Here is a 21,986-nt window from a genome sequence, read left to right on the forward strand (position 1 = left end):
GATGGTTCCGGCTGGGGATTCTGGAGGACCAAGTGACCGGCGTCGAGGGGGTACCGCCGCGAGAGCGGGAGTACGGCGACGGGCCGCTGCTGCTCGGTGTCCGGCACCACGGTCCGGGGTCGGCACGGGCGGTGCGGGCCGCGCTGGACGCGGCGCGCCCGCAGGTCGTCCTCATCGAGGGGCCACCGGAGGCGGACGCCCTGATCCCTCTCGCCGCCGACGAGGACATGCGACCTCCGGTCGCCCTCCTCGCCCACGCGGTGGACGAGCCCGGCCGCTCGGCCTTCTGGCCGCTGGCCGAGTTCTCCCCGGAGTGGGTGGCCATCCGCTGGGCCCTGGAGCACCTGGTCCCGGCCCGCTTCATCGACCTCCCGGCGACCCACACGCTGGCGTGGGGCAAGGACGAGCCGTCGGAGCCGACCGAGCCCACCGAGGCCACCGAGGCCACCGAGACCGTCACGCCTGCGGAAGCCCTCCGCGTGGATCCCCTCGCGGCCCTCGCCGAGGCCGCCGGGTACGACGACCCCGAGCGGTGGTGGGAGGACGTCGTCGAGCACAGGGGCACGGGTGGGGACGTGTTCGCACCGTTCGCGGTGCTCGGGGAAGCCATGGGGGCGCTGCGGGAGGCGTACGGGACCGGTGGTCATGACCGGGACCTGGTGCGGGAGGCGTACATGCGGCTCCAGATGAGAGCCGCGCAGAAGGAGGCCGGGGACGGGGTCGCCGTGGTGTGCGGTGCGTGGCACGTGCCCGCGCTGCGGGAGAAGCACACCGTCGCCGCCGACCGGGCGCTGTTGAAGGGGCTGCCCAAGGTCAGGGCCGACATGACGTGGGTGCCGTGGACGCACCGGAGGCTGTCCCGGGTCAGCGGGTACGGCGCGGGCATCGACTCGCCGGGCTGGTACGGGCATCTGTTCGGCGCACCCGACCGCCCCGTCGAGCGGTGGATGACCAAGGTGGCCGGGCTGCTGCGCGAGGAGGACCGGATCGTCTCGTCGGCGCACGTCATCGAGGCGGTACGGCTCTCCGAGACGCTGGCGGCCATGCGAGGGCGCCCGCTGCCGGGCCTCACCGAGACCACCGACGCCGTGCGGGCGGTGATGTGCGAGGGCTCGGACGTGCCGCTGGGCCTCGTGCACGACCGGCTCGTCGTCGGGGACGTACTGGGGGAGGTGCCCGAGGCGGCGCCGGCGGTGCCGTTGCAGCGGGACCTCGTGCGGATCCAGCGGAAGCTGCGGCTCAAGCCGGAGGCGCTGGAGCGGGAGTTGGAGCTCGACCTGCGCAAGGAGAACGACGCCGGGCGCAGCCTCCTCCTCCACCGGCTGAGGCTGCTCCGCATCGAGTGGGGCGAGCCCACGGCCTCGCGCGGCAGCACGGGCACGTTCCGGGAGACCTGGCGGCTGTGCTGGGAGCCGGAGTTGTGGGTGCGGGTGGCCGAGGCCGGGGTGTGGGGCACGACGGTGCTCTCGGCCGCGACCGCCAAGGCCGAAGCGGACGCCGTGGCCGCGCAGTCGCTCGCCGACGTCACAGGGCTCGCCGAGCGCTGCCTCCTCGCCGAACTCCCGGACGCCCTCCCCGTGGTGATGCGGGCCCTCGCCGACCGCGCCGCGCTCGACGCGGACGTCGGCCACCTCGCCCAGGCGCTCCCCGCCCTGGTCCGTTCCCTTCGCTACGGCGACGTCCGCGCCACGGACACGCACGCTCTCGCCGAGGTCGCGGCCGGCCTCGCCGAGCGTGTGTTCGTGGGCCTCCCGCCCGCCTGTGCCGCGCTCGACGCGGAGGCGGCGGAGGAGATTCGCCGCCATGTGGACGCGGTGCACGGCGCGGTGGCGCTGCTGGGCGAGACCGCTTCGGAGGCGCACGGCGACCTACGGGCCCGTTGGCACTCCGTGCTGCACGTCCTCTGCGGACGCGACACCGTTCCCGGTGTCATCCGGGGCCGGGCCGTACGGCTCCTCCTGGACGACGGGGAGCTGGCGCAGGACGACGCCGCACGGCTCATGGCGCTGGTGCTGTCGCCGGGGACGGCGCCGGGGGACGCTGCCGCCTGGATCGAGGGGTTCGTCGGGGGCGGGGCCGGCGGCGGCATGCTGCTGGTGCACGACGAGCGGCTCCTCGGGCTGGTGGACGCATGGCTGACCGGGGTGCCACAGGAGGCGTTCACCGACGTACTGCCCTTGCTGCGGCGGACGTTCTCGGCGTACGAGCCCGGGGTGCGGCGAACCCTCGGCGAGCTGGTCCGACGCGGGCCGGGAGCACGGACGGGTGCCGCGGCCGCCGGTTCCGGGATACCGGGCTTCGCCACCGAGCTCGACACCGACCGGGCGGACGCCGTGCTGCCGGTGCTGCGTCTGCTGCTGGGGCTGGACGAGGCGGACACGACCGACGGCACCGGCATCACGACAGGCATCAACGACCTCGCGGGGGTGAGCCGATGAGTACCGATACGACGAGCGGGCCAGCGGTGACGGACCAGTCGGCCGACGGTCAGGAGCGGCTGCGGCGGTGGCGGCTCGTGCTGGGCGGTGACGCGGCGGACGGGACCGGGTGCGCGCTCTCCGGGCGGGACGCGGCCATGGACGGTGCGCTCACCGCTCTCTACGGGAAGGGCGACAAACCGCAGTCGGGACGCGAGCGTTCCGCCGGGCTCGGGGCGTCGGCGCCGTCCGTGGCGCGCTGGCTCGGGGACATCCGGACGTACTTCCCCTCGTCCGTCGTGCAGGTCATGCAGCGGGACGCCATCGACCGGCTCGGGCTGTCCACGCTGCTGCTGGAGCCGGAGATGCTTCAGGCGGTGGAGGCCGACGTGCACCTCGTCGGCACGTTGCTCTCGCTCAACAAGGCGATGCCCGAGACGACCAAGGAGACCGCGCGGGCCGTGGTGCGCAAGGTCGTCGAGGACCTGGAGAAGCGGCTCGCCACCCGCACGCGGGCCACCCTCACCGGTGCCCTCGACCGCAGCGCCCGCGTCAGCCGCCCCCGCCACCACGACATCGACTGGAACCGCACGATCGCGGCCAACCTGAAGAACTACCTGCCGGATTACCGGACGGTGGTGCCCGAGCGGCTCATCGGGTACGGGAGGGCCTCGCAGTCGGTGAAGAAGGAGGTCATCCTCTGCATCGACCAGTCGGGCTCGATGGCGGCATCCGTCGTCTACGCGTCGGTGTTCGGGGCCGTGCTGGCGTCCATGCGGTCCATCAGCACCCGGCTCGTCGTCTTCGACACGGCCGTCGTCGACCTCACGGACCAGTTGGACGACCCGGTCGACGTCCTGTTCGGCACGCAGCTCGGCGGCGGCACGGACATCAACAGGGCGCTGGCGTACTGCCAGTCGCAGATCTCCCGGCCCGCGGAGACGGTGGTCGTGCTGATCAGCGACTTGTACGAGGGCGGGATACGGAACGAGATGCTGAAGCGGGTGTCGGCGATGAAGGCGTCGGGCGTGCAGTTCGTGACGCTGCTCGCGCTCTCCGACGAAGGGGCGCCCGCGTACGACCGTGAGCACGCGGCGGCGCTCGCGGCCCTCGGGGCACCGGCGTTCGCCTGCACGCCGGACCTCTTCCCCGAGGTCATGGCGGCGGCCATCGAGAAGCGGCCCCTGCCGGTCCCTGACACCGCGTGACGTGACGTGACGTGACGGGACAGGCGGTGGAGTGTGATGAGAGATGAGAGCGGAGGAGGCGGGAGGTGAAGCAAGGGTGACTGAGAGAACCGAGAAAGGGGACATGACTGGCCATCGGTAACGAGGGGCTTGCGCAACCTCGGGAGTCCCGTGCGAGGATCGGCAGCACCTCTTCGCACGCTTCGAACAGTTCGCCGGATGTCCGGCGCGCGCACCGCCTCGTACCGCTGGGCCTCAAGTCCCCCGCGTCCACCGCGTCGTACGCCGTCGTTCCGCTCCCTGGGAGGGCTCTCCCCGTTGTGACTCCGTCAGCCGCACTGCCCGGTGCCGGTGCCGTTCTGCGCGTGACGCGCGGGGCGGCCGGGCGGCGTGTGCTGCAGGTTCTGCTGCTGGTGGGCGGGTTGTTCGTGCTGGGGTTCCTCTGCGGCGAGCAGGCACACGCGGCGGACGGGACATCGCCGGAGACATCGCCGGAGGCGGTGACGGTCGCGGTGACCACGTCGACCGAGTCCCTTCGGTCCGTGATTCATGCGCATGCTGTTCCCGGGGAGAGCACCGCGAAGAGCACGGCACAGGGCGTGGAGGACAGCGCCGAACCAACGGTGGGAATCTCCGCTCCCACCCACCCGACAGCTCAGGCGACCGGCGCCGCCACCAACCCTCGGACCGCCCCCACAACAACCACCACCACCGCCACCGACACGGGCGCGGCCGTCACCGGCACCGTTGGTCGTGTCGTGCGACCGGTCGGGGAGCAGGTTGTGCAGCCCGTCGGGGAGCGTGTCGTGCGGCCGGTCACCGAACAGGTCGTGCGACCCGTCGGTGATCTCGTTGAGACGGTGACCGGGGGGCTGGCGGGCGAACCCTCGCAGTTCCCGCCGCTGCCGGGCACGTCGCTGCCCGGTCTCCCCGAGGTGCCGTCACTGCCCGAGCTGCCCGGACTGCCGGGCCTGCCAGGGCTGCCCGGCATCCCGGCGAACATTCTGCCGATCGGTGCGGCACCCCAGAAGCCCGGCGGGGCGGCGTCCGAGCAGCCCGGCGCCGCCGAGCGCGGTGACGGTTCCGAGGCGCGGCCGGCCGCACGGGCGGAGGCCGGGTACGGACCGCGGTTCGCCCACGGCGCCGAGGCCGACGTGTCCGGGGCCCTCGTCCCCCAGGGCATGGACACCGTACGGACGCCCGTGCACCAGGCGCCGGGCGACGAGGCCGGTGCGCTCGGCCGGCACTCGGCCGTCGACAACGGCGGGTCGCGGCACTGTGAGCCGCACGCCGTCACCCTCGATCACCGGGCGCCGCTGAGCCGCGTGCTCGGCATCACCGCGGTCGTCGCCGCGGACGGCACCCGGGACAGACACCGGGACATAGCCGAGTTCCCCGGCTAGCGCGGCCCTTCCCCGCGAGGCCTGTAGCGCGGGGAGCGGAGCAGGTCTGCCCGCCGTTCGGGCATCCCTCCGATCCCCGGACGGACGCCACCGGAGCCGGAACGCGTCGTTCAGCGCCGGCACCGCACCGCGACGGTGCAGTAGCCGGAACCCGCGAACCCGCACCGGAGCCCCGACCCGCACCGGAGCCCTGACCCGCACTCGGACACACAGCCGTTGGTCCCCGCTTCCCGGACCCTTCGGCCAATCCCGCACATGCGGTGCTACGTGCCGAACGCGGAGTACAGCGCCCGACAGAGCTGTACCGACCCCCCGCCCTGACCGAGACCAGGTCCGTACATACAGACGAAAGCAGTACGGACCTGAGTGCGGGGGCGCGGAGGGCTAGCCCATGAATCAGAACCAGCTCCGCCGGGAGGCATCCGGGCGGCCGAAGCCATCGGTCGTGTCGCGGGCGGTCGAAGCCGTCGGCCGTGTCCGAGCGAATTCCGGCGGAGGGCGGTGAGCGGTCCCCATTGGGGTGGGGGCCACCCGCCCTGGGTCCTTCACAGCCACTGGAGGGCCGTCCAGGGGCCTCACCGGGTCAACCCCAGCCCGGTGAGGCCCCGCACATGCGGCACGCCGTGCCAGTGAGGGAGGCATCATGTGACAGGTATCACCGCTCATGTGTGACCCGGAATTTAGAGGCCCCCCGGAAGCAGCGATAACCTGCGAGACGGACATGCCGCGCGCTCGGACACCGTGTGCGCTTCCCCTGTGACTCATGCGGACGTCACGTTGCCCTTCGCGGCACGCCCACGCATCCAACGAACCGCTAGATCACTGATAGGGACGGAAGCGCGTGGACCTGTTCGAGTACCAGGCGAGGGACCTCTTCGCCAAGCACGGTGTACCGGTGCTGGCCGGTGAAGTCATCGACACGCCTGAAGGGGCGCGCGAGATCACCGAGCGGCTGGGCGGCAAGTCGGTCGTCAAGGCGCAGGTGAAGGTCGGTGGTCGTGGCAAGGCCGGCGGCGTCAAGCTGGCCGCCACCCCGGACGAGGCCGTCGCGCGCGCGACGGACATCCTCGGCATGGACATCAAGGGCCACACGGTCCACAAGGTCATGATCGCCGAGACGGCTCCGGAGATCGTCGAGGAGTACTACGTCTCCTACCTCCTCGACCGCACGAACCGTACCTTCCTGGCCATGGCCTCCGTCGCCGGCGGCATGGACATCGAGGAGGTCGCCGCGACGACCCCCGAGAAGCTCGCCAAGATCCCGGTCGACTCCAACGCCGGCGTCTCCAAGGAGAAGGCCCAGGAGATCGTGGCCGCGGGCCAGTTCCCGGCCGAGGTCGCCGACAAGGTCGCCGATGTCCTGGTCACCCTGTGGGACGTCTTCGTCAAGGAGGACGCCCTCCTGGTCGAGGTCAACCCGCTCGCCAAGGTCGCCTCCGGTGACGTCCTCGCCCTCGACGGCAAGGTCTCCCTGGACGCGAACGCCGAGTTCCGTCACCCGGAGTTCGAGGAGTTCGAGGACAAGGCGGCGGCCAACCCGCTGGAGGCCGCGGCCAAGGCCAAGGGCCTGAACTACGTGAAGCTCGACGGCGAGGTCGGCATCATCGGCAACGGTGCCGGTCTGGTCATGTCCACCCTCGACGTGGTCGCGTACGCCGGTGAGGCCCACAAGAACGTCAAGCCCGCCAACTTCCTCGACATCGGCGGTGGCGCCTCCGCCGAGGTCATGGCGAACGGCCTGGAGATCATCCTGGGCGACCCGGACGTCAGGTCCGTCTTCGTGAACGTCTTCGGTGGCATCACCGCCTGCGACGCCGTCGCCAACGGCATCGTGCAGGCCCTGGAGCTCCTCGCGAGCAAGGGCGAAGAGGTCACCAAGCCGCTGGTCGTGCGCCTCGACGGCAACAACGCCGAGTTGGGTCGCAAGATCCTCAACGACGCCAACCACCCGCTCGTGCAGCAGGTGGACACCATGGACGGCGCGGCCGACAAGGCCGCCGAGCTGGCTGCTGCCGCGAAGTAAGGGACGAGGTCACAGAACACCATGGCTATCTTCCTCACCAAGGAATCCAAGGTCATCGTCCAGGGCATGACCGGCTCCGAGGGCCAGAAGCACACCAAGCGCATGCTGGCCTCCGGCACGAACATCGTCGGTGGCGTGAACCCGCGCAAGGCGGGTCAGGTCGTCGACTTCGACGGCACGGAGATCCCGGTATTCGGCTCGGTCGCCGACGCGATCGAGAAGACCGGCGCCGACGTCACGGTCATCTTCGTCCCGGAGAAGTTCACCAAGGACGCCGTCGTCGAGGCCATCGACGCCGAGATCCCGCTCGCGGTCGTCATCACCGAGGGCATCGCGGTCCACGACACGGCGAGCTTCTGGGCGCACGCCCAGGCCAAGGGCAACAAGACCCGCATCATCGGCCCGAACTGCCCCGGCCTGATCACCCCGGGTCAGTCGAACGCCGGCATCATCCCGGCCGACATCACCAAGCCGGGCCGCATCGGCCTGGTCTCGAAGTCCGGCACGCTGACGTACCAGATGATGTACGAGCTGCGCGACATCGGCTTCAGCTCCTGCGTCGGCATCGGCGGTGACCCGATCATCGGCACCACCCACATCGACGCCCTCGCCGCGTTCCAGGACGACCCCGACACCGACCTGATCGTGATGATCGGTGAGATCGGCGGCGACGCCGAGGAGCGCGCGGCCGACTTCATCAAGGCCAACGTGACCAAGCCGGTCGTCGGCTACGTCGCCGGCTTCACCGCTCCCGAGGGCAAGACCATGGGTCACGCGGGCGCCATCGTCTCCGGTTCGTCGGGCACCGCCCAGGCGAAGAAGGAGGCCCTGGAGGCCGCGGGCGTCAAGGTCGGCAAGACCCCGACCGAGACGGCGAAGCTCGCGCGGGAGATCCTGGCCGGCTGACGCCTCGGTCCGAAGCCCGGTCAGGTGGGCCCGTACCCCTCGGGGGTGCGGGCCCACCGGCGTTACCCAAGGCGCCGGGAACCGGGGTGCCATCTGCTCCGGGGTGTCACCTGCTCTCCGGAGCCAGCCTCTGCGGGCCGCCTCCCGTGGTGGCCGATCTCAGTTTGGCCCGGAGATCCAGCTGGTCCTGGGAGAGCGGGCCCATGGCGCCCTCCGGCGGGATTCCCCGGATCGGAGCACCCGGGGCCACCGGCGGCTCGTAGTGGTCGGGGGCGGTGCGTACGGCGACGGCGGTCGTGCTGAGGAGAAGCGCCGCGAAGGCGGTTGCCACGTGGATCCAGCGGCGGGCACGGCGTTCGCCGCGGCGGCGCGCGGCGAACGGGGAGCACGGCCTGACGATCCAGGGGCCCTCCCCGTTCGCGGCATCGGCGAGCCGGCGGTGCAGTTCCTCGTTGTCCGCCAGCTCCGGCAGGCGCGCGGCGACCGCCTCGCGGGCGTACAGCAGACGGCCCGCCGCCGCGGGGGTGCTCGCCTCGGTCTCGGCGGCCGTCTCGGGCAGGTCGAGGCCGAGGCCGTCGTACAGCAGCACCGTGCGCCGGTACGGGGGCGGCAGCTTAAGGAGTACGTGGATGAGGGCGCGGTCGGTGAGGGCGGTGCCCGTCTGGTCGGGTGAGGCGGAGAGCGTGGGGGTGCGCCAGGTGTCGGTGCGCCAGAGGCGGGGGCGGAGCCGGTGCCAGGGGGCGAGCGCGTACTCGTGTGCCGCGGCCCGTACCCAGCCCGTGGGGTCCCGGTCGACGGCCACCTCGGGCCAGTGCTGCCACGCCAGCTGGAAGGCGCGCTCCACCGATTCGCGGGCCAGTGCGCGCCGTCCGGTGAGCAGGTAGGTCTGCCGTACGAGGGTGGGGGCGCAGAACGCGTAGAGGGCGTCGAACGCCTGGGCGGGCGTCAGCGGGCCCGACGGGGGCGCGGGTTCGGCGGCCTCGATGGGTGTCAGTTCGTACCACTCGGCGGCCGGGAGTGAGGGCTCGGCGTCCTCGGCCGACGGCTCGGTCGCGCGGGTCGACGGCTCGACAGCCTGGGTGGACGACGCTCCGGGGCTCTGTGTCACGGGTATGCCCTCCGCACTGAAAAGCACATAAACGTATCTTGAGCGACACATCCACGATTCTCCCGTTACGCGGCCAAAGCGCGTGTCGTTGGCAGCATGGGGCCGTGACGCACCTGAGCGAGTCCCCCCACCCCGCCGAACCGCCCGACCCGGCGCGTCGGCCTCGTCCCGCCGAGTCCCCTCGCATCGACGACTCCCGGCGCTCCGCCCGCCCGGTAAGGTCCTCACCTCACCCCCACCTCCACCTGCGCCTCCACCGCCGGCGCCGGACCGGCCGTCCGGTCGGTGGACCGGTCTCCCCGGCGGGGGGCTGCGGAGGCGGCCGTCCGGGCTGGGCGCGGCACTGCTGGGGGGAGCCTTCGCGGCAGGGCTCGGGCTCGGTGCGTTCGCCGTGCTCGTGATGGTGCTGTGGATCAGTTCGCCGTACCCCGACAGCGGGCCGGACGGGGCGCTGCACGTCGTGGCGGCGCTGTGGCTGCTCGCCCACGGCGTCGAACTCGTCCGCACCGAGACGCTGTCCGGAGTACCGGCGCCGGTCGGCGTCACTCCGTTGCTGCTTCTCGCGCTGCCGATGGGGCTCGTACGGCGGGCGGCGCGGGACGCGGTGGACGATGCCGAGGCCGCACCCCGTGCGGCGGGGCCGATCCGCATGGCGGCGCCGATCCGCATGGCGGCGCCGATCCGCGTGGCGGGGCCGATCCGTACGGCGTGGGCGGGCGTCGTACTCGGCTATGCGGCCGTCGGCGGGGCGGCCGCGGTGTACGCCTCCAACGGCGCACTCCGGCCTTCCAGGACATGGGCCCTCGTGTCCGTGCCGCTGCTCGCGGGCGCAGTGGCGTGGGCGGGGGTGTCGTCGGCGTCCGGGCGTCCGGGCGGTTCGCTGTCCGCGTGGCTCGGCGGGGGCCTGAAGCCCGTGACGCGCGCACGCCTCATGACCGCCGGGCGGGCCGCGGGGGCGGGGGCGGCGGTGCTGGTCGGAGGCGGCGGGATCCTGGTCGTGGCGTCGCTGGCGTGGCACGGCGGTGCGGCGCGGGACGCCTTGCTGCAGTTGACGGAGGTGTGGTCGGGGCGCTGCGCCGTACTGCTGCTGTGTCTGGCGCTCCTGCCGAACGCGGCGGTGTGGGGGGCGGCCTACGCCCTCGGGCCCGGTTTCTCACTGGGAGCGGCGCAGGTGACGGCACCTCTGTCGACGACCCCGCCCGACCCTCTCCTGCCGTCCTTCCCCCTCCTGGCCGCGGTACCGGGCGGTGGCGCACCGGCGGTGGAGTGGGCGGCCGGTGCGGTGCCGCTGGCCGCGGCGGCGACCCTCGGCTGGTGTGCGGGGGCCGCTGCCTGTGCCGACCGCGGGGCGGCGCCCTGGTCCCGTGGCCGGACCTGCGCCACGACGGTCCTCGCGTCAGTCCTGTGCGGTCTGCTCCTCGCCGCCCTCGCCGCCCTGTCGGCGGGCGGCCTCGGCAACGCCGCGCTGGCCCACGTCGGGCCGGTGTGGTGGCAGGTGGGGGTGCGGTGGTGGCGTGGACCGTGGTGGTGGGGGTGCCGGTGGCGCTGGGGGTACGCGGGGCTCGGGACCCGGAGAAGACGGGACGGCGTTACGTCAGCCGTGCACACGGGTCCCGACGGCCGCAGCAGGAGGGGCGCCGGGTCACTCGTACGGGCAGGGCTCGGCGGCCCGTGGGAGAGCGGACCGTGGGAGAGCGGCCCGTGGGAGGGGAAACCGCGGCGGCGCCCGAAACCAACCTGTCCACACCTTCCGCGCCATCCGGTCCGGCCCCCGGCGGACAGCGCGGGGCCGGACGACGCAGGTCCGGGCGACGCGTCCTGCGGCCCGGCAAACGGTCCACCCGAGTCGCCCGAGTCGCGACACCCGGCTCCCCGCCGTCCCGCATGCCGACGACTCGCTCCGGCCCCGGCGTGGAGCCCTACGACTTCGTCCCCCTCGACCCCAAGGGCTCCCCCTGGCACGACGACAGCTCCCGCGAAACCCGCTGGGCGGCGCTCCGCAGAGCCACGTCCGCCGAGGACTCGCGGGACCGCACCCGCCTGGACCCCACCCGCCCGGACCGCATCCGCCCCTGAGCGCCCGAGCAGTCGGGACTCAGGCGGTGGACTCAGGGGGTGCCCAGGACGCCGCGGAGTTCCTGCGGGAGGAGCTTGTCGCAGGACTTCTGCGAGGCGGTGGTGAGGGCGTCGTTGGTGCATGTGTAGTAGTCGCGGTAGACCAGCTGGGCGGTGAAGGTGGCGGCCACCATCACCAGGGCCAGTGAGGCGGTCACCAGACCGCTGATCGCCGCCGTGGTCTGGGGGCGGGCGGTCGAGTCGGCGGCCGGAGTGCCCGGGTCGGGGCGGCGGGGCTTGGCACGGAGGGCGCTGATGCCCCAGTAGAGGGCCAGCGCTCCGAGCAGCAGCGCCATGTACGGCCAGCTGAAGAGGGAGAAGAAGAACGCCCACATGCCGGCGAGCAGGGCATAGCGCGCACGGCGCTGGGCCGGGTCCGTGGGGTCCCAGCGCAGGCCACCGCCCGGACCGCTCTCGGGGCCGCCCTGTCCGCCACCGCCGGAGGGGCGGGGGCGCTCGCCGAAGCCGCCGCCGGACGAGCGGCCGGGCTGGCGGTCGCTCCACTGGCTGCCCCAGGGGGAGTTCCCTTCGTCGCCCTCTCCCTGGCCGCGCGCGGGGCGGCGCGGCCGCCACGGGCGGTCGGGCGTCCCCTCCGGGGGTGGCGCGAAGGGGTTGTCGTCGGCCGGGGCCTGGGCCCCACGCCCACCGGTGGCGTCCTGACCGCTGTTGGGCGCGTCCTCGCTCTCCCGCGGCGGGGTGGGCGAAGAACGCCGCTCGCGCAGCAGGAGCGGCGAAAGTCGGAGACTGCGGTCCGGCATCAGGTGTGCGTCTTCCCCTTGGAATAAGTTCTGGGATCAGTACTTCTGGACGGGATCAGTACGTCTGGGATCTGTACGTCTGAAATCTGGGCTTCTGGGCTTCTGAGATCTGGGCTTCTGGATTCGGTACTTCCGTGCCGTTGGAACGGTCGTATCCGTCCTTGGTCAACGTCCCGGACGGGCAAGGCGTTCCCCTCGCTGAGCTGCGTTCCCCGGTCGGATGCTTCCCCGACGGTACCTTCCGGCCACGCCCCCGTCCCGTGGGGGCCGTCCGGAGTGCCGGTATCGTTGCTGGCGGTCGACCGCTTCGTACACTTCCCCGTATCAGGGGGCGCGAAGCATTCGTACGACCGTACAAAAGACTCCCCGAGAAAGGGCCCCGCCGTGGCCGAGCCCGTGGTCAAGTCCGCGGCCAGGCGCCTTGTCGTCCTGGTTTCCGGTTCCGGGACCAATCTGCAGGCGCTGCTGGATGCCATCGACGAGGTGGGTGTCGATGCCTACGGCGCCGAGATCGTGGCCGTCGGAGCCGACCGCGGCGGCATCGAGGGGCTCGCCCGCGCCGAGCGCGCCGGGCTGCCGACCTTCGTGTGCCGGGTGAAGGACTACGCCACCCGCGAGGAGTGGGACGCGGCCCTTGCCGACGCCGTCGCCGCCCACCAGCCCGATCTCGTCGTGTCCGCGGGGTTCATGAAGATCGTGGGCAAGGAGTTCCTGGCGCGGTTCGGCGGGCGGTTCGTCAACACCCACCCCGCTCTGCTGCCCAGTTTCCCGGGAGCCCACGGCGTCCGTGACGCGCTCGCGTACGGCGTCAGGGTCACCGGATGCACCGTCCACTTCGTCGACGACGGCGTCGACACCGGACCGATCATCGCTCAGGGCGTGGTGGAGGTCCGGGACGAGGACGACGAGAGCGCTCTGCACGAGCGCATCAAGGACATCGAGCGAAGGCTGCTCGTCGATGTCGTGGGGCGGATCGCCCGCAACGGCTATCGCATTGAGGGACGAAAGGTAGTTATCCAGTGACCGCCGAGAGCACCGAGAGCACAGCGACGGCCGGGAGCGGCACCAAGCGCGTCATCCGCCGTGCGCTCGTCAGCGTCTACGACAAGACCGGGCTCGGCGAGCTCGCGCGTGGGCTGCACGAGGCCGGGGTCCAGATCGTTTCCACCGGATCCACCGCCGCCCGCATCGCGGACGCCGGCGTCCCCGTCACCAAGGTCGAGGAGCTCACCGGCTTCCCCGAGTGCCTGGACGGCCGGGTCAAGACCCTCCACCCAAGGGTCCACGCCGGCATCCTCGCCGACCTGCGCCTCGACGACCACCAGCGGCAGCTCGCCGAGCTCGGGATCGAGCCGTTCGACCTCGTCGTGGTGAACCTCTACCCGTTCCGCGAGACCGTCGCCTCCGGCGCCACCCCCGACGAGTGCGTCGAGCAGATCGACATCGGCGGGCCCTCCATGGTGCGGGCCGCCGCCAAGAACCACCCGTCCGTCGCCGTCGTCACCAGCCCGGCCCGGTACGCCGACGTCCTGGCCGCTCTCAAGGACGGCGGCTTCGACCTCCCTGCCCGCAAGCGGCTCGCCGCGGAGGCCTTCCAGCACACCGCCGCGTACGACGTGGCCGTCGCCTCCTGGTTCGCCTCCTCCTACGCGCCGGCCGACGCCGCAGCTGACAGCGGCTCCGCCGCGGGCCCGTTCCCGGACTTCCTCGGCGCCACCTACGAGCGCAAGAACACCCTGCGCTACGGCGAGAATCCGCACCAGCCCGCCGCCCTCTACGTCGGCGGCGGCCCGGCCGGCGGCCTCGCCGAGGCCGAGCAGCTCCACGGCAAGGAGATGTCGTACAACAACTACACGGACACGGACGCCGCCCGCCGTGCCGCGTACGACCACGCCGAGCCCTGCGTCGCGATCATCAAGCACGCCAACCCGTGCGGTATCGCGGTCGGTTCCGACGTCGCCGAGGCGCACCGCAAGGCGCACGCCTGTGACCCGCTGTCGGCGTTCGGCGGGGTCATCGCCGTCAACCGGCCGGTCAGCAAGGAGATGGCCGAGCAGGTCGCGGAGATCTTCACCGAGGTCATCGTGGCGCCCGACTACGAGGACGGCGCGCTGGAGGCCCTCACCAGGAAGAAGAACATCCGTGTCCTGAAGGCCCCGGACGGCCCGTGCAACCGGGTGGAGGCCAAGCACATCGACGGCGGTGTCCTCCTCCAGGTCACCGACCGCCTTCAGGCCGACGGCGACGACCCCGCCCACTGGACCCTGGCGACCGGCGAGGCGCTCTCCCCCGAGGAGCTGGCCGAGCTGTCCTTCGCCTGGAGGGCGTGCCGGGCCGTCAAGTCCAACGCGATCCTGCTCGCCAAGGACGGCGCCTCGGTGGGCGTCGGCATGGGGCAGGTCAACCGTGTGGACTCCTGCAAGCTGGCCGTGGAGCGGGCCGGTGCCGAGCGCGCCCGGGGCTCGTACGTCGCGTCGGACGCGTTCTTCCCGTTCCCGGACAACATCGACGTCCTGAGCGCCGCCGGCGTCAAGGCCATCGTGCAGCCCGGCGGTTCCGTCCGCGACGAACTGGTCGTCGAGGCCGCGCAGAAGGCGGGCATCACGATGTACTTCACGGGAACGCGCCACTTCTTCCACTGAGCGAACCGGGAGAACCGAGGGAACCGAGCGAGCACACAGAAGCGGCCTCCGGCCCTCCCCCGAGGGAGCCGGAGGCCGCTTCGTGCTCACAGTGCCGCGGGCGCGGAGTCAGAGGTACCTCGGAAGTCTCAGGGTCACTTCTCACCCGGGGGCGTGTACTCCTTGAGGTAGTGAGCGACGCGGTCGGCGTAGTCGCGGTACTTCGGGGGAACTCCGCCCGTGTCGTTCACGACCTCGTACGACGTCCGGTATGCGGCGGCGATCAGCACCCGTCGGTCGCCGGGGAGACCGGACTTCAGGCGCGGCTCGATGAAGCACAGGTAGCGGCTCATGGCGGGGATGGACTGGGCGGGCGGGAAAGGGGGTTCGGGGATGGTCTTCGCGGGCATGCCGTCGTCCCGGATCCACCAGCGCAGTACCCGCGGGGTCCAGCGGGCGATCCCGAACTCGTCGTTGTCCGGATCGGAGAGGTTCGGGTCGAAGCCGCTCTCCGCCTTCAGCATCGCGGCGATGAGCGCGGGCGTGACCTCGGCCTGCACGCAGTCGTGGGCCGAGTCGACGATCAGCGGGCGGTACGCGCCGGGAACGCCCTTGTCGGTGCGGAGTTCGGACTGGCCGTACGTCGCCGGAACGACCTTCTTCGTCTCCGTCCCGGAGCGGTTGTCGCCGCCGTCGCCGGTCCACGCGGTCACGCCGTACGAGAGCGCGGCGGCCGCCGCCGCGGCGGCCGCCGTGCCCAGCACCGCCGTACGGCGGACGTGCTGTGGGAACGGCCGCCGGGAGCGCGGGGTCCCCGCGGCCGCCTCCACCCTTCGCAGCAGCGCGTCCACGCCGATGCGTTCGCCGTGCGTACGGGCCAGGCAGTCGCGGACGATCTCCCGCCAGACGTCCGGGAGTCCGGGGGACAGGCGCAGCTCGTCGGTGCCGCGCGCGTACGCCACGGCCGCGTCCCGGCGGGCCGACGGGGTGCCGCCGGGCAGCGGGAAGGAGCCGGCGAGGACGAGATGGGCGAGGACGCCGAAGGCCCAGACGTCGGCGGAGGGGCGGATACGGCGGCCGCGTTCGCCGATCTCCGACCAGAGCAGTTCGGGCGGGGTGTAGTCCGGGGTGGAGAAGGCGGGGGTGTAGGCGTGGGTGCCCTCCAGTTCGGCGGCCATGTTGAAGTCGGCGAGACGGGCCGAACCGTCCTTCATCAGCAGTACGTTGGCCGGTTTGAGGTCGCCGTGCACCCAGCCCGCGCGGTGCAGCTGGGCCAGCCCTTCGCAGATCTGGGCGAGGAGCGCGGGACCGTCCGGTGGGCGCGGTGTGCGGGCGAGCAGCGACGCCAGGGAGCATTCCGCCTTCTCCAGGACGAGGACCGTGGCGCCGTCGAGGTCGGGGTGGGCCGGGTCGTCCACCGTCAGCGTCTCGTACATGCGGATCAGGCGCGGGCGCTTCAGCCGGCGGTGCAACTCCAGCTCCCGCTCGGTCAGTTCACGCAGGTGGGCGAGCTGGCGCGGGGTGCCGGTGCCGGTGGGCAGGAACTTCAGGGCGGCGGTGCGGGGCAGGTCGTGAGCGGACAGATCGAGTGCGGGCGGGTGGTGTGCGGGCAGATTCTGAGCGGGCAGGTCGCCGGCGAGTTCGTCGGCCGGCGGGACCCGAGGCTGCTCGTCGGCCTCCGCGCGCCGCGCCGCGTACACGCTCCCGAACGCCCCCGTCGCGATCGGCTCCCGAACCTCCCAGCCGCCCACGCGGTACCCCTTGGGCACCCGCACGGCGTACGCCTCCGTCACCGGGCCGCCCCGCTCGACGGGGCGTCGTGCGCGGACGCCCGGACCGAGGATCTCGCCAGCACCGCCAGGTCGTCCTCGCGCACGAGGTCGAAACGGAGGGCCAGGGAGACCAGGGACTCCTTCTTGCCGTTGAGGCGGGGGCCCGTATCGGCCGTGTCCGGGCCGGGCTTCAGCCTCAGCTTCACGGCGAGGTAGTCGATGTTCCACTGGACGGAGGTGCGGGAGGCCGCGGGCCAGTGGGGGCGCAGCCGCTCGACGACCTGGTCGACGGTGGGCAGGGGCGCGTGCGGTTCACCGCGCAGGCGTGGCTCGCACAGGGCGGCGAGGACCGCGAAGTACCGCTTGGAGCGGTCCACCGAGAACGCGGGCGCCGTGGTGGCGCCGTCGAGTCCGCCGGGCGAGCTGAGGTAGTCGTGGCGCGGCGCCCACACCTCGATGGCCAGCAGATCGCCGGCGGCGGGCAGCACGATGCGGGAGAACTCGAAGGGGACCGGCGCGTCCAGGCGGCCCGGCCCGACCTTGATGTGCTCGCCCGCGCCCTCCGGGTTCTCCACGACGTACGTCTGGGACGTGGAGAGGTTGCTCAGTATCCAGAACGCGCTGTGCGCGGTGATCTCACCGGCCGCGCGGGAGACGCCCTCGTGAGGGATCGTCAGGTCGTTGTCGGCCGTGGACCGACCGAACGAGAGCCGCTCGCCCGGGGCGAGCCGGAACTGGGGGCTGCTCCCAGGGCTGTCGGGCAGGTCGGTGCGGCGGCTGGTTCGCTCGTCCTCCGTGGTCGGCGGAGGTACCACGATGATGCTGTACAAGGTGTGTCTCCCCGTGCCTCGCGGCTGAATCCGTGCCTCGCGGGCTACCTGTAACAGCCTAGGGGGACGCACCGGGGCCGTGCCCCTCCTCGATGGGGGAGAGGCACGGCCCCAGGGGTGAATGGCGCGAACGCGACGTCGTCAGGTGCCGAGCGTCAGTTCTGTACGACCATCGTGCTCGCGGCCTTGTCGTGCCAGCCCTGCTGGCGGCCCGACTTGTCCCAGAACGGGGACAGGAAGACCAGGAGCGCGCCGACACCGCAGGCGAAGCTGCCCACCTGCGGGATGATCCAGCGGATGAACGAGGAGCCCAGGCCGGGCTTCTGGCCGGTGTCCACCTTCACGACGCGGATGCCGACGGCGAGCTTGCCCAGGGTCGCGCCCACCAGGCCGGTCATCAGCCACTCGTAGAGCAGGCCGACGATCGCGAGCATGCCGATCGCGGCGCCGAACGAGGCCGCGAAGTTCGAACTGGCGTCGTTGATGCAGGTGCTGTAGTCGGCGGCGTTCGGGTCGCAGTCCTGGGCCGCACCGATGGCACCGCCGACGCCGATGGCGCCGAGGATGAAGTAGATGACGGCGAAGGCCACGCCGTCGATCAGACGGGCACCGAAGCGGCGACCCATCGAGGCCGGCCGGGGAGCGGCGGGCCCGCCCGGGTAGCCCGGCTGCTGGGGGTAGCCGTAGCCCTGCTGCGGCGGCACACCCTGCGGGGCCTGCGGGTAGCCGTAACCGGGCTGCTGCGGCGGCACACCCTGCGGGGCGCCCTGGGGGTAGCCGTAACCGGGCTGCGGCTGCGGGGCCTGGGGATAGCCGGGCTGCTGGCCCTGCGGGGGCCCGTACGGGTTGTTCGGGTCGCCGAAACTCATGGCGGTGTTTCCTCCGTTGATGGGGACGACGCGCGGCACGTTCGGAGGAAGGTTCATGTGATGCGGTTCGTCCCCCCGGCACTGCCCGCGGCACTGCGCCGTTCATCGTTCTTTAGGCCCGGCTTATTTGTCCAGCGGCATTCACTATGTGTTGTGCAAGTGCAACATCACTGATCATGGGCGGATACGAGGTGACCGGTACCCCGGTGGCGTCGGCGGGTGCCCGGATTGGTACCGGGGGCAGGTCATCGGCGAGGATGGGGCCCATGACCGCCCAGATTCTCGATGGCAAGGCCACCGCAGCCGCGATCAAGTCCGACCTGGCCGCCCGCGTGGCGGCCCTGAAGGAGAAGGGGGTCACACCCGGGCTCGGCACGGTCCTGGTCGGTGACGACCCCGGCAGCCAGAAGTACGTCGCCGGCAAGCACCGCGACTGCGCGCAGGTCGGGATCGCCTCCATCCAGCGCGAACTGCCCGCGACCGCCACGCAGGAGGAGATCGAGGCGGTCGTGCGGGAGCTGAACGAGGACCCCGCGTGCACCGGTTACATCGTCCAGCTGCCGCTGCCGAGAGGCATCGACGAGAACCGCATCCTGGAACTGATGGACCCGGACAAGGACGCGGACGGCCTGCACCCGATGAACCTGGGCCGGCTGGTACTGAACGAGCCCGCGCCGCTGCCCTGCACCCCGAACGGCGTCCTCACCCTGCTCCGCCGGTACGGCGTCGAGATCAAGGGCGCCGAGGTCGTGGTCGTCGGCCGCGGCGTCACCATCGGGCGCCCGATGCCGTTGCTGCTGACGCGGCGCAGCGAGAACGCGACCGTGACGCAGTGTCACACCGGCACGCGCGACCTGTCGGCGCACCTCAAGCGGGCCGACATCATCGTCGCGGCCGCCGGTTCCGCGCACCTGATCCGGCCCGAGGACGTGAAGCCGGGCGCCGCCGTCCTGGACGTCGGCGTCTCGCGGTCCGCCGAGGGCAAGATCGTGGGCGATGTCCACCCGGGTGTCGCCGAGGTCGCCGGGTGGATCTCGCCGAACCCGGGCGGTGTCGGCCCGATGACCCGCGCCCAGCTGCTGGTGAACGTGGTCGAGGCGGCGGAGCGCGGTGTCGGCTGAGGCGACGAGCGAGCCGGAGGGCACGGTGAAGGACAGGACCCGCGAGGACGAGACCTCCGGGGCCGGGCTGGAGAACGGCGCCGGCTCCCCGGAGACGAACGCGCAGAAGAACGCGGAGAAGAACGCGGAGCAGAACGCGGAGCAGACCGTACGGGACGCGATCAGCGCGCCGGACGCCACCGGGGAGCCGAAACGGGCCACCCGGCGCTTCCCCCGGTTCACCCGTGACACCGCGCGCCCCGAGGGCGGCGGCCGCGCGGCGCCCCGGGACGCCCCGGCACCGGCCCGTCAGTGGCCGATCCTCGCCGTGCTCTCCGGCGTCGGGCTCGGACTGCTGCTGACCGCGCTGGACGTGTTCCGGTTCGGCACGATCCTGGTCGGTGCCGCCCTGATCGCCGGCGCCGTCCTGCGCTGGGCCCTGCCCGACGTCGGCATGCTCGCCGTGCGCTCCCGGTTCACCGACATGGTCACGTACGGCGTCCTCGGCGCCGGGATCGTCCTGCTCGCGATGATGGCCCAGCCGGACCCGTGGCTGGAGATACCGTTCCTCGACGACACGCTCCACTTCACGATCAGGTGACGCGGCAGCGCGCACCGCGGTGGCCCGTCCACACCTCCGGGTGAGGAACGGGCCACCGCTGTTCTCAGGGACCGGCGGGCCCGTCAGTTGTGCGTGGGCAGGCCGTCGTGGCAGTACGAGTCCCTGCCGTTCTCACCCACAGAGGCTGGAACCCAGGACGGCGGCCCGACCTCTCCCCCGAGTCAGGACGGACCGCCGTCGGGGTCAACACTCGGGTACGGCGAAGACGGCGTTCAACAGCTGTCTGCGCGCTGTGGCACGGAGGTGACCATTCCGGCACGGTTTCTCCGTCCGGGCGGGCGGTCGTCGCCCTGTTCCGCCCCCGTCGGGCACACCTGTGAGGCAGGTGATCCCCCCTGATCCTCCTGTTTCTGTGCATGTGTCCCCATTGTGTCGATGTGTTGACAAGTTCGGGAACTGTGGCGAGAGCGCTCAACGGCAGGGATAACGTGGTCAATTGGGGTGGTCCGGTGACTCCCGCGGGCCCGTCAGGGCTCCGTCTGGGGGCGCAGGGTGACGATGGGACACTGGACCGCAGGCCAGGGGGGTGTGCGACGGCGCATGCCTTGGCCCGAATGCTTCCGTGCGCGCCCGCACTTCGGGAACTGGCATCCTGACCAGGCGCATCCCACAGGGTGGTCCGGAGCGGGCGCAACGAACGTAACGAGACGTAAGAGCGTAACGAGACGTAAGAACGTAACGAGACGTAACGAGATGTCCGGAACGCTTCGGAGCGCTCTCGGGACGGTCGAGAATGACGAACGCGGACTCGGACGCGCGGACGCTCGAACACGGCGAGGGCACCATGCGCGGGAGAAGCAGTACGGGGGGAAAGATCAGGCACGTTCGGGGGGAAAGAGGGGGGAGCAATGCCTCGTTGGAGGGATCTGCCCGATGAACTCGATCCGCAGGTCAAGGAGTTCGCCGGCCAGTTGCGCCGGCTCGTCGACCGCAGCGGGCTGAGTATTGCCGCGGTGGCCGACCGCACGGGTTACAGCAAGACGTCCTGGGAGCGCTATCTGAACGGCCGGCTCCTCGCGCCCAAGGGTGCGATCGTCGCGCTGGCCGAGGTGACCGGGACCAATCCCGTGCACCTGACCACCATGTGGGAACTGGCCGAGCGGGCCTGGAGCCGCTCGGAGATGCGCCACGACATGACCATGGAGGCCATCCGCATCTCCCAGGCGCGCGCCGCGCTCGGGGAAACCGGAGAGCTCGGGGAGTTCGGGGCGCTCGGGACGAATGCGCCGCCCGCCAAGGGCAAGAGCGGCAGGGCGGGCCGCGGCGCGACCGCGACGCCGGGTGTGGCGGGCCCGGCGGGCGTGGCGCCCACGGTCCCGCCCTCGGCTCCGTCCCGGGGACGGCGCCGGGGGAGGGAGTGGCCGTACGGAGGGTCGTCGGCGGGCTCGTCCGCGGGCTCGTACGGTGCGGCTTCCGGGGGCGGTGGGGCCGGGAGCGGGGCTTCCCGGGGCGGCGGTTGGGGAGTTGCCGCATCGCCGTCGTATCCGCCCGGGCGGTCGCCTGGTGCCGGCACGTCCGGTGGGCCCGGTGCGCCCGGTGCGCCCGGTGGGCCTGGTGGGTTCGGTCCGGCTGGGACTCCGCAGGACGCCCGGCCGGGCGGGAGCGGTTCGCCCGGCGGGGGAGGGGGGAAGCGGCGGCTGACCATGTTCCTCGCCGGTGTCGTCGGTGCGGCTGTCGTGGTCGCGGCGGCCTTCTTCCTCACGAGCGGCGGCGACGAGAACGCGGCCGACGACAGGCCGTCCACGCCCGCGACCTCCGCCGGCTCCGACCCCGATCTGCCGCCCGGTGTGGAGTGCAGCGGTAACAGCTGCACCGGCAAGGACGCCGAGGTCATGGGGTGCAGCGGCGAGCTTGTGCAGACCACCGACAGCGTCACCGTGGGCACGACCCAGGTCGAGGTCCGCTACAGCGAGACCTGTGGCGCGGCCTGGGCGCGTATCACTGCCGCCGCGCAGGGGGACGAGGTGCGGGTGAGCGTGGGCAAAACGAAGCAGGCCGCCACCGTCGAGACGGTCGGTGACACCACCGCGTACACCCCGATGGTCGCCGTGAAGGACGCGGGTGACGCGACGGCGTGCGTGACGCTTGCGGCGGGTGAGGAGGGCTGTACGCAGTAGGGGTGGACGGGTTTTCTCGCCCCCGCCGCCCCTACCCATTCCCGTCCCTTTCCTGGGGCTGCCGCCCCCAGACCCCCGCATCGGCCTGAACGGCCTCGTCCTCAAACGCCGGACGGGCTGGGGGTGTCTGGCCTCGGC

16 protein-coding genes and 1 pseudogene are annotated in these 21,986 nt (G+C 72.1%); 12 read left to right on the forward strand and 5 right to left on the reverse strand.

Annotation, left to right across the window (positions count from 1 at the left end; all coding sequences use genetic code 11):
• Positions 1-32 precede the first annotated feature (32 nt).
• The 5 genes from E0500_RS13810 to sucD all read left to right on the forward strand — a co-directional run bounded on the left by E0500_RS13810 (position 33) and on the right by sucD (position 7,936).
• Complete coding sequence (locus tag E0500_RS13810; RefSeq protein ID WP_165935037.1) at positions 33-2,438, forward strand: DUF5682 family protein; 2,406 nt, start codon at positions 33-35, stop codon at positions 2,436-2,438.
• On the forward strand, positions 2,435-3,625 hold the full coding sequence (locus E0500_RS13815) for a VWA domain-containing protein (protein ID WP_131564469.1): 1,191 nt from the start codon (positions 2,435-2,437) through the stop codon (positions 3,623-3,625). The genes E0500_RS13810 and E0500_RS13815 overlap by 4 nt, the downstream gene beginning before the upstream one ends.
• A gap of 344 nt (positions 3,626-3,969) precedes the next feature.
• Entirely contained in the window at positions 3,970-5,007 is a 1,038-nt protein-coding gene (locus E0500_RS13820; RefSeq protein ID WP_165935036.1) for a hypothetical protein, read from the forward strand.
• An 841-nt stretch (positions 5,008-5,848) separates the two neighbouring features.
• Entirely contained in the window at positions 5,849-7,030 is a 1,182-nt protein-coding gene (gene sucC, locus E0500_RS13825) for an ADP-forming succinate--CoA ligase subunit beta (RefSeq protein WP_131564467.1), read from the forward strand.
• A gap of 21 nt (positions 7,031-7,051) precedes the next feature.
• On the forward strand, positions 7,052-7,936 hold the full coding sequence (sucD, locus tag E0500_RS13830) for a succinate--CoA ligase subunit alpha (RefSeq protein ID WP_131564465.1): 885 nt from the start codon (positions 7,052-7,054) through the stop codon (positions 7,934-7,936).
• A 106-nt stretch (positions 7,937-8,042) separates the two neighbouring features.
• Here sucD and E0500_RS13835 read toward each other — a convergent pair whose 3' ends face one another.
• On the reverse strand, positions 8,043-9,044 hold the full coding sequence (locus E0500_RS13835) for an RNA polymerase subunit sigma-70 (protein WP_309505053.1): 1,002 nt from the start codon (positions 9,042-9,044) through the stop codon (positions 8,043-8,045).
• A 400-nt stretch (positions 9,045-9,444) separates the two neighbouring features.
• On the opposite strand from E0500_RS13835, the pseudogene E0500_RS43095 reads away from it, so the two are divergent.
• Positions 9,445-10,488: pseudogene (locus tag E0500_RS43095) on the forward strand (DUF6350 family protein); the annotation flags it as partial.
• Between the two features lie 440 nt (positions 10,489-10,928).
• Positions 10,929-11,120 (forward strand): hypothetical protein, encoded by a 192-nt coding sequence (locus E0500_RS13845; RefSeq protein WP_181586984.1) that lies wholly within the window; start codon positions 10,929-10,931, stop codon positions 11,118-11,120.
• A 32-nt stretch (positions 11,121-11,152) separates the two neighbouring features.
• Here the strand turns inward: E0500_RS13845 and E0500_RS13850 are convergent, their stop codons facing one another.
• Positions 11,153-11,917, reverse strand: coding sequence for a hypothetical protein (locus tag E0500_RS13850; RefSeq protein ID WP_131564459.1), 765 nt, complete (start codon positions 11,915-11,917; stop codon positions 11,153-11,155).
• A 384-nt stretch (positions 11,918-12,301) separates the two neighbouring features.
• On the opposite strand from E0500_RS13850, the gene purN reads away from it, so the two are divergent.
• Together purN and purH are read left to right on the forward strand one after the other, a co-directional pair.
• Positions 12,302-12,940, forward strand: coding sequence for a phosphoribosylglycinamide formyltransferase (gene purN, locus E0500_RS13855; protein ID WP_131564457.1), 639 nt, complete (start codon positions 12,302-12,304; stop codon positions 12,938-12,940).
• Complete coding sequence (gene purH, locus E0500_RS13860) at positions 12,937-14,559, forward strand: bifunctional phosphoribosylaminoimidazolecarboxamide formyltransferase/IMP cyclohydrolase (protein ID WP_131564455.1); 1,623 nt, start codon at positions 12,937-12,939, stop codon at positions 14,557-14,559. Before purN ends, purH begins: the two co-directional genes overlap by 4 nt.
• A 134-nt stretch (positions 14,560-14,693) precedes the next feature.
• Here purH and E0500_RS13865 read toward each other — a convergent pair whose 3' ends face one another.
• From E0500_RS13865 to E0500_RS13875, 3 genes are all read right to left on the reverse strand, one after another.
• Complete coding sequence (locus E0500_RS13865) at positions 14,694-16,331, reverse strand: protein kinase domain-containing protein (RefSeq protein WP_181586985.1); 1,638 nt, start codon at positions 16,329-16,331, stop codon at positions 14,694-14,696.
• Positions 16,328-17,140, reverse strand: coding sequence for an FHA domain-containing protein (locus tag E0500_RS13870; protein WP_131571938.1), 813 nt, complete (start codon positions 17,138-17,140; stop codon positions 16,328-16,330). Before E0500_RS13870 ends, E0500_RS13865 begins: the two co-directional genes overlap by 4 nt.
• Before the next feature lie 155 nt (positions 17,141-17,295).
• Positions 17,296-18,009, reverse strand: coding sequence for an RDD family protein (locus E0500_RS13875; RefSeq protein ID WP_131571939.1), 714 nt, complete (start codon positions 18,007-18,009; stop codon positions 17,296-17,298).
• A gap of 266 nt (positions 18,010-18,275) precedes the next feature.
• Here E0500_RS13875 and E0500_RS13880 point away from each other — a divergent pair, with 266 nt between their 5' ends.
• The 3 genes from E0500_RS13880 (at position 18,276) to E0500_RS13890 (ending at position 21,848) form a co-directional block, all read left to right on the forward strand.
• Positions 18,276-19,130, forward strand: a complete 855-nt coding sequence (locus tag E0500_RS13880) for a bifunctional methylenetetrahydrofolate dehydrogenase/methenyltetrahydrofolate cyclohydrolase (protein ID WP_131571940.1) — start codon at positions 18,276-18,278, stop codon at positions 19,128-19,130.
• Entirely contained in the window at positions 19,120-19,710 is a 591-nt protein-coding gene (locus tag E0500_RS13885) for a DUF3017 domain-containing protein (protein WP_399119132.1), read from the forward strand. Before E0500_RS13880 ends, E0500_RS13885 begins: the two co-directional genes overlap by 11 nt.
• Positions 19,711-20,579: 869 nt before the next feature.
• Entirely contained in the window at positions 20,580-21,848 is a 1,269-nt protein-coding gene (locus E0500_RS13890; protein ID WP_181586986.1) for an XRE family transcriptional regulator, read from the forward strand.
• The last annotated feature ends 138 nt before the right edge of the window (positions 21,849-21,986 follow it).

Origin of the sequence: Streptomyces sp. KM273126 (genome assembly GCF_004337435.2) — a bacterium.
GTDB lineage: Bacteria > Actinomycetota > Actinomycetes > Streptomycetales > Streptomycetaceae > Streptomyces > Streptomyces acidicola.

Bases quoted from the DNA above. Each gene is read 5' to 3' on its own strand.
- E0500_RS13815 (WP_131564469.1), top strand. From the start codon at position 2,435: ATGAGTACCGATACGACGAGCGGGCCAGCGGTGACGGACCAGTCGGCC.
- sucD (WP_131564465.1), top strand. From the start codon at position 7,052: ATGGCTATCTTCCTCACCAAGGAATCCAAGGTCATCGTCCAGGGCATG.
- E0500_RS13845 (WP_181586984.1), top strand. From the start codon at position 10,929: ATGCCGACGACTCGCTCCGGCCCCGGCGTGGAGCCCTACGACTTCGTC.
- E0500_RS13850 (WP_131564459.1), bottom strand. From the start codon at position 11,917: ATGCCGGACCGCAGTCTCCGACTTTCGCCGCTCCTGCTGCGCGAGCGG.
- E0500_RS13875 (WP_131571939.1), bottom strand. From the start codon at position 18,009: ATGAGTTTCGGCGACCCGAACAACCCGTACGGGCCCCCGCAGGGCCAG.
- E0500_RS13880 (WP_131571940.1), top strand. From the start codon at position 18,276: ATGACCGCCCAGATTCTCGATGGCAAGGCCACCGCAGCCGCGATCAAG.
- E0500_RS13890 (WP_181586986.1), top strand. From the start codon at position 20,580: ATGCCTCGTTGGAGGGATCTGCCCGATGAACTCGATCCGCAGGTCAAG.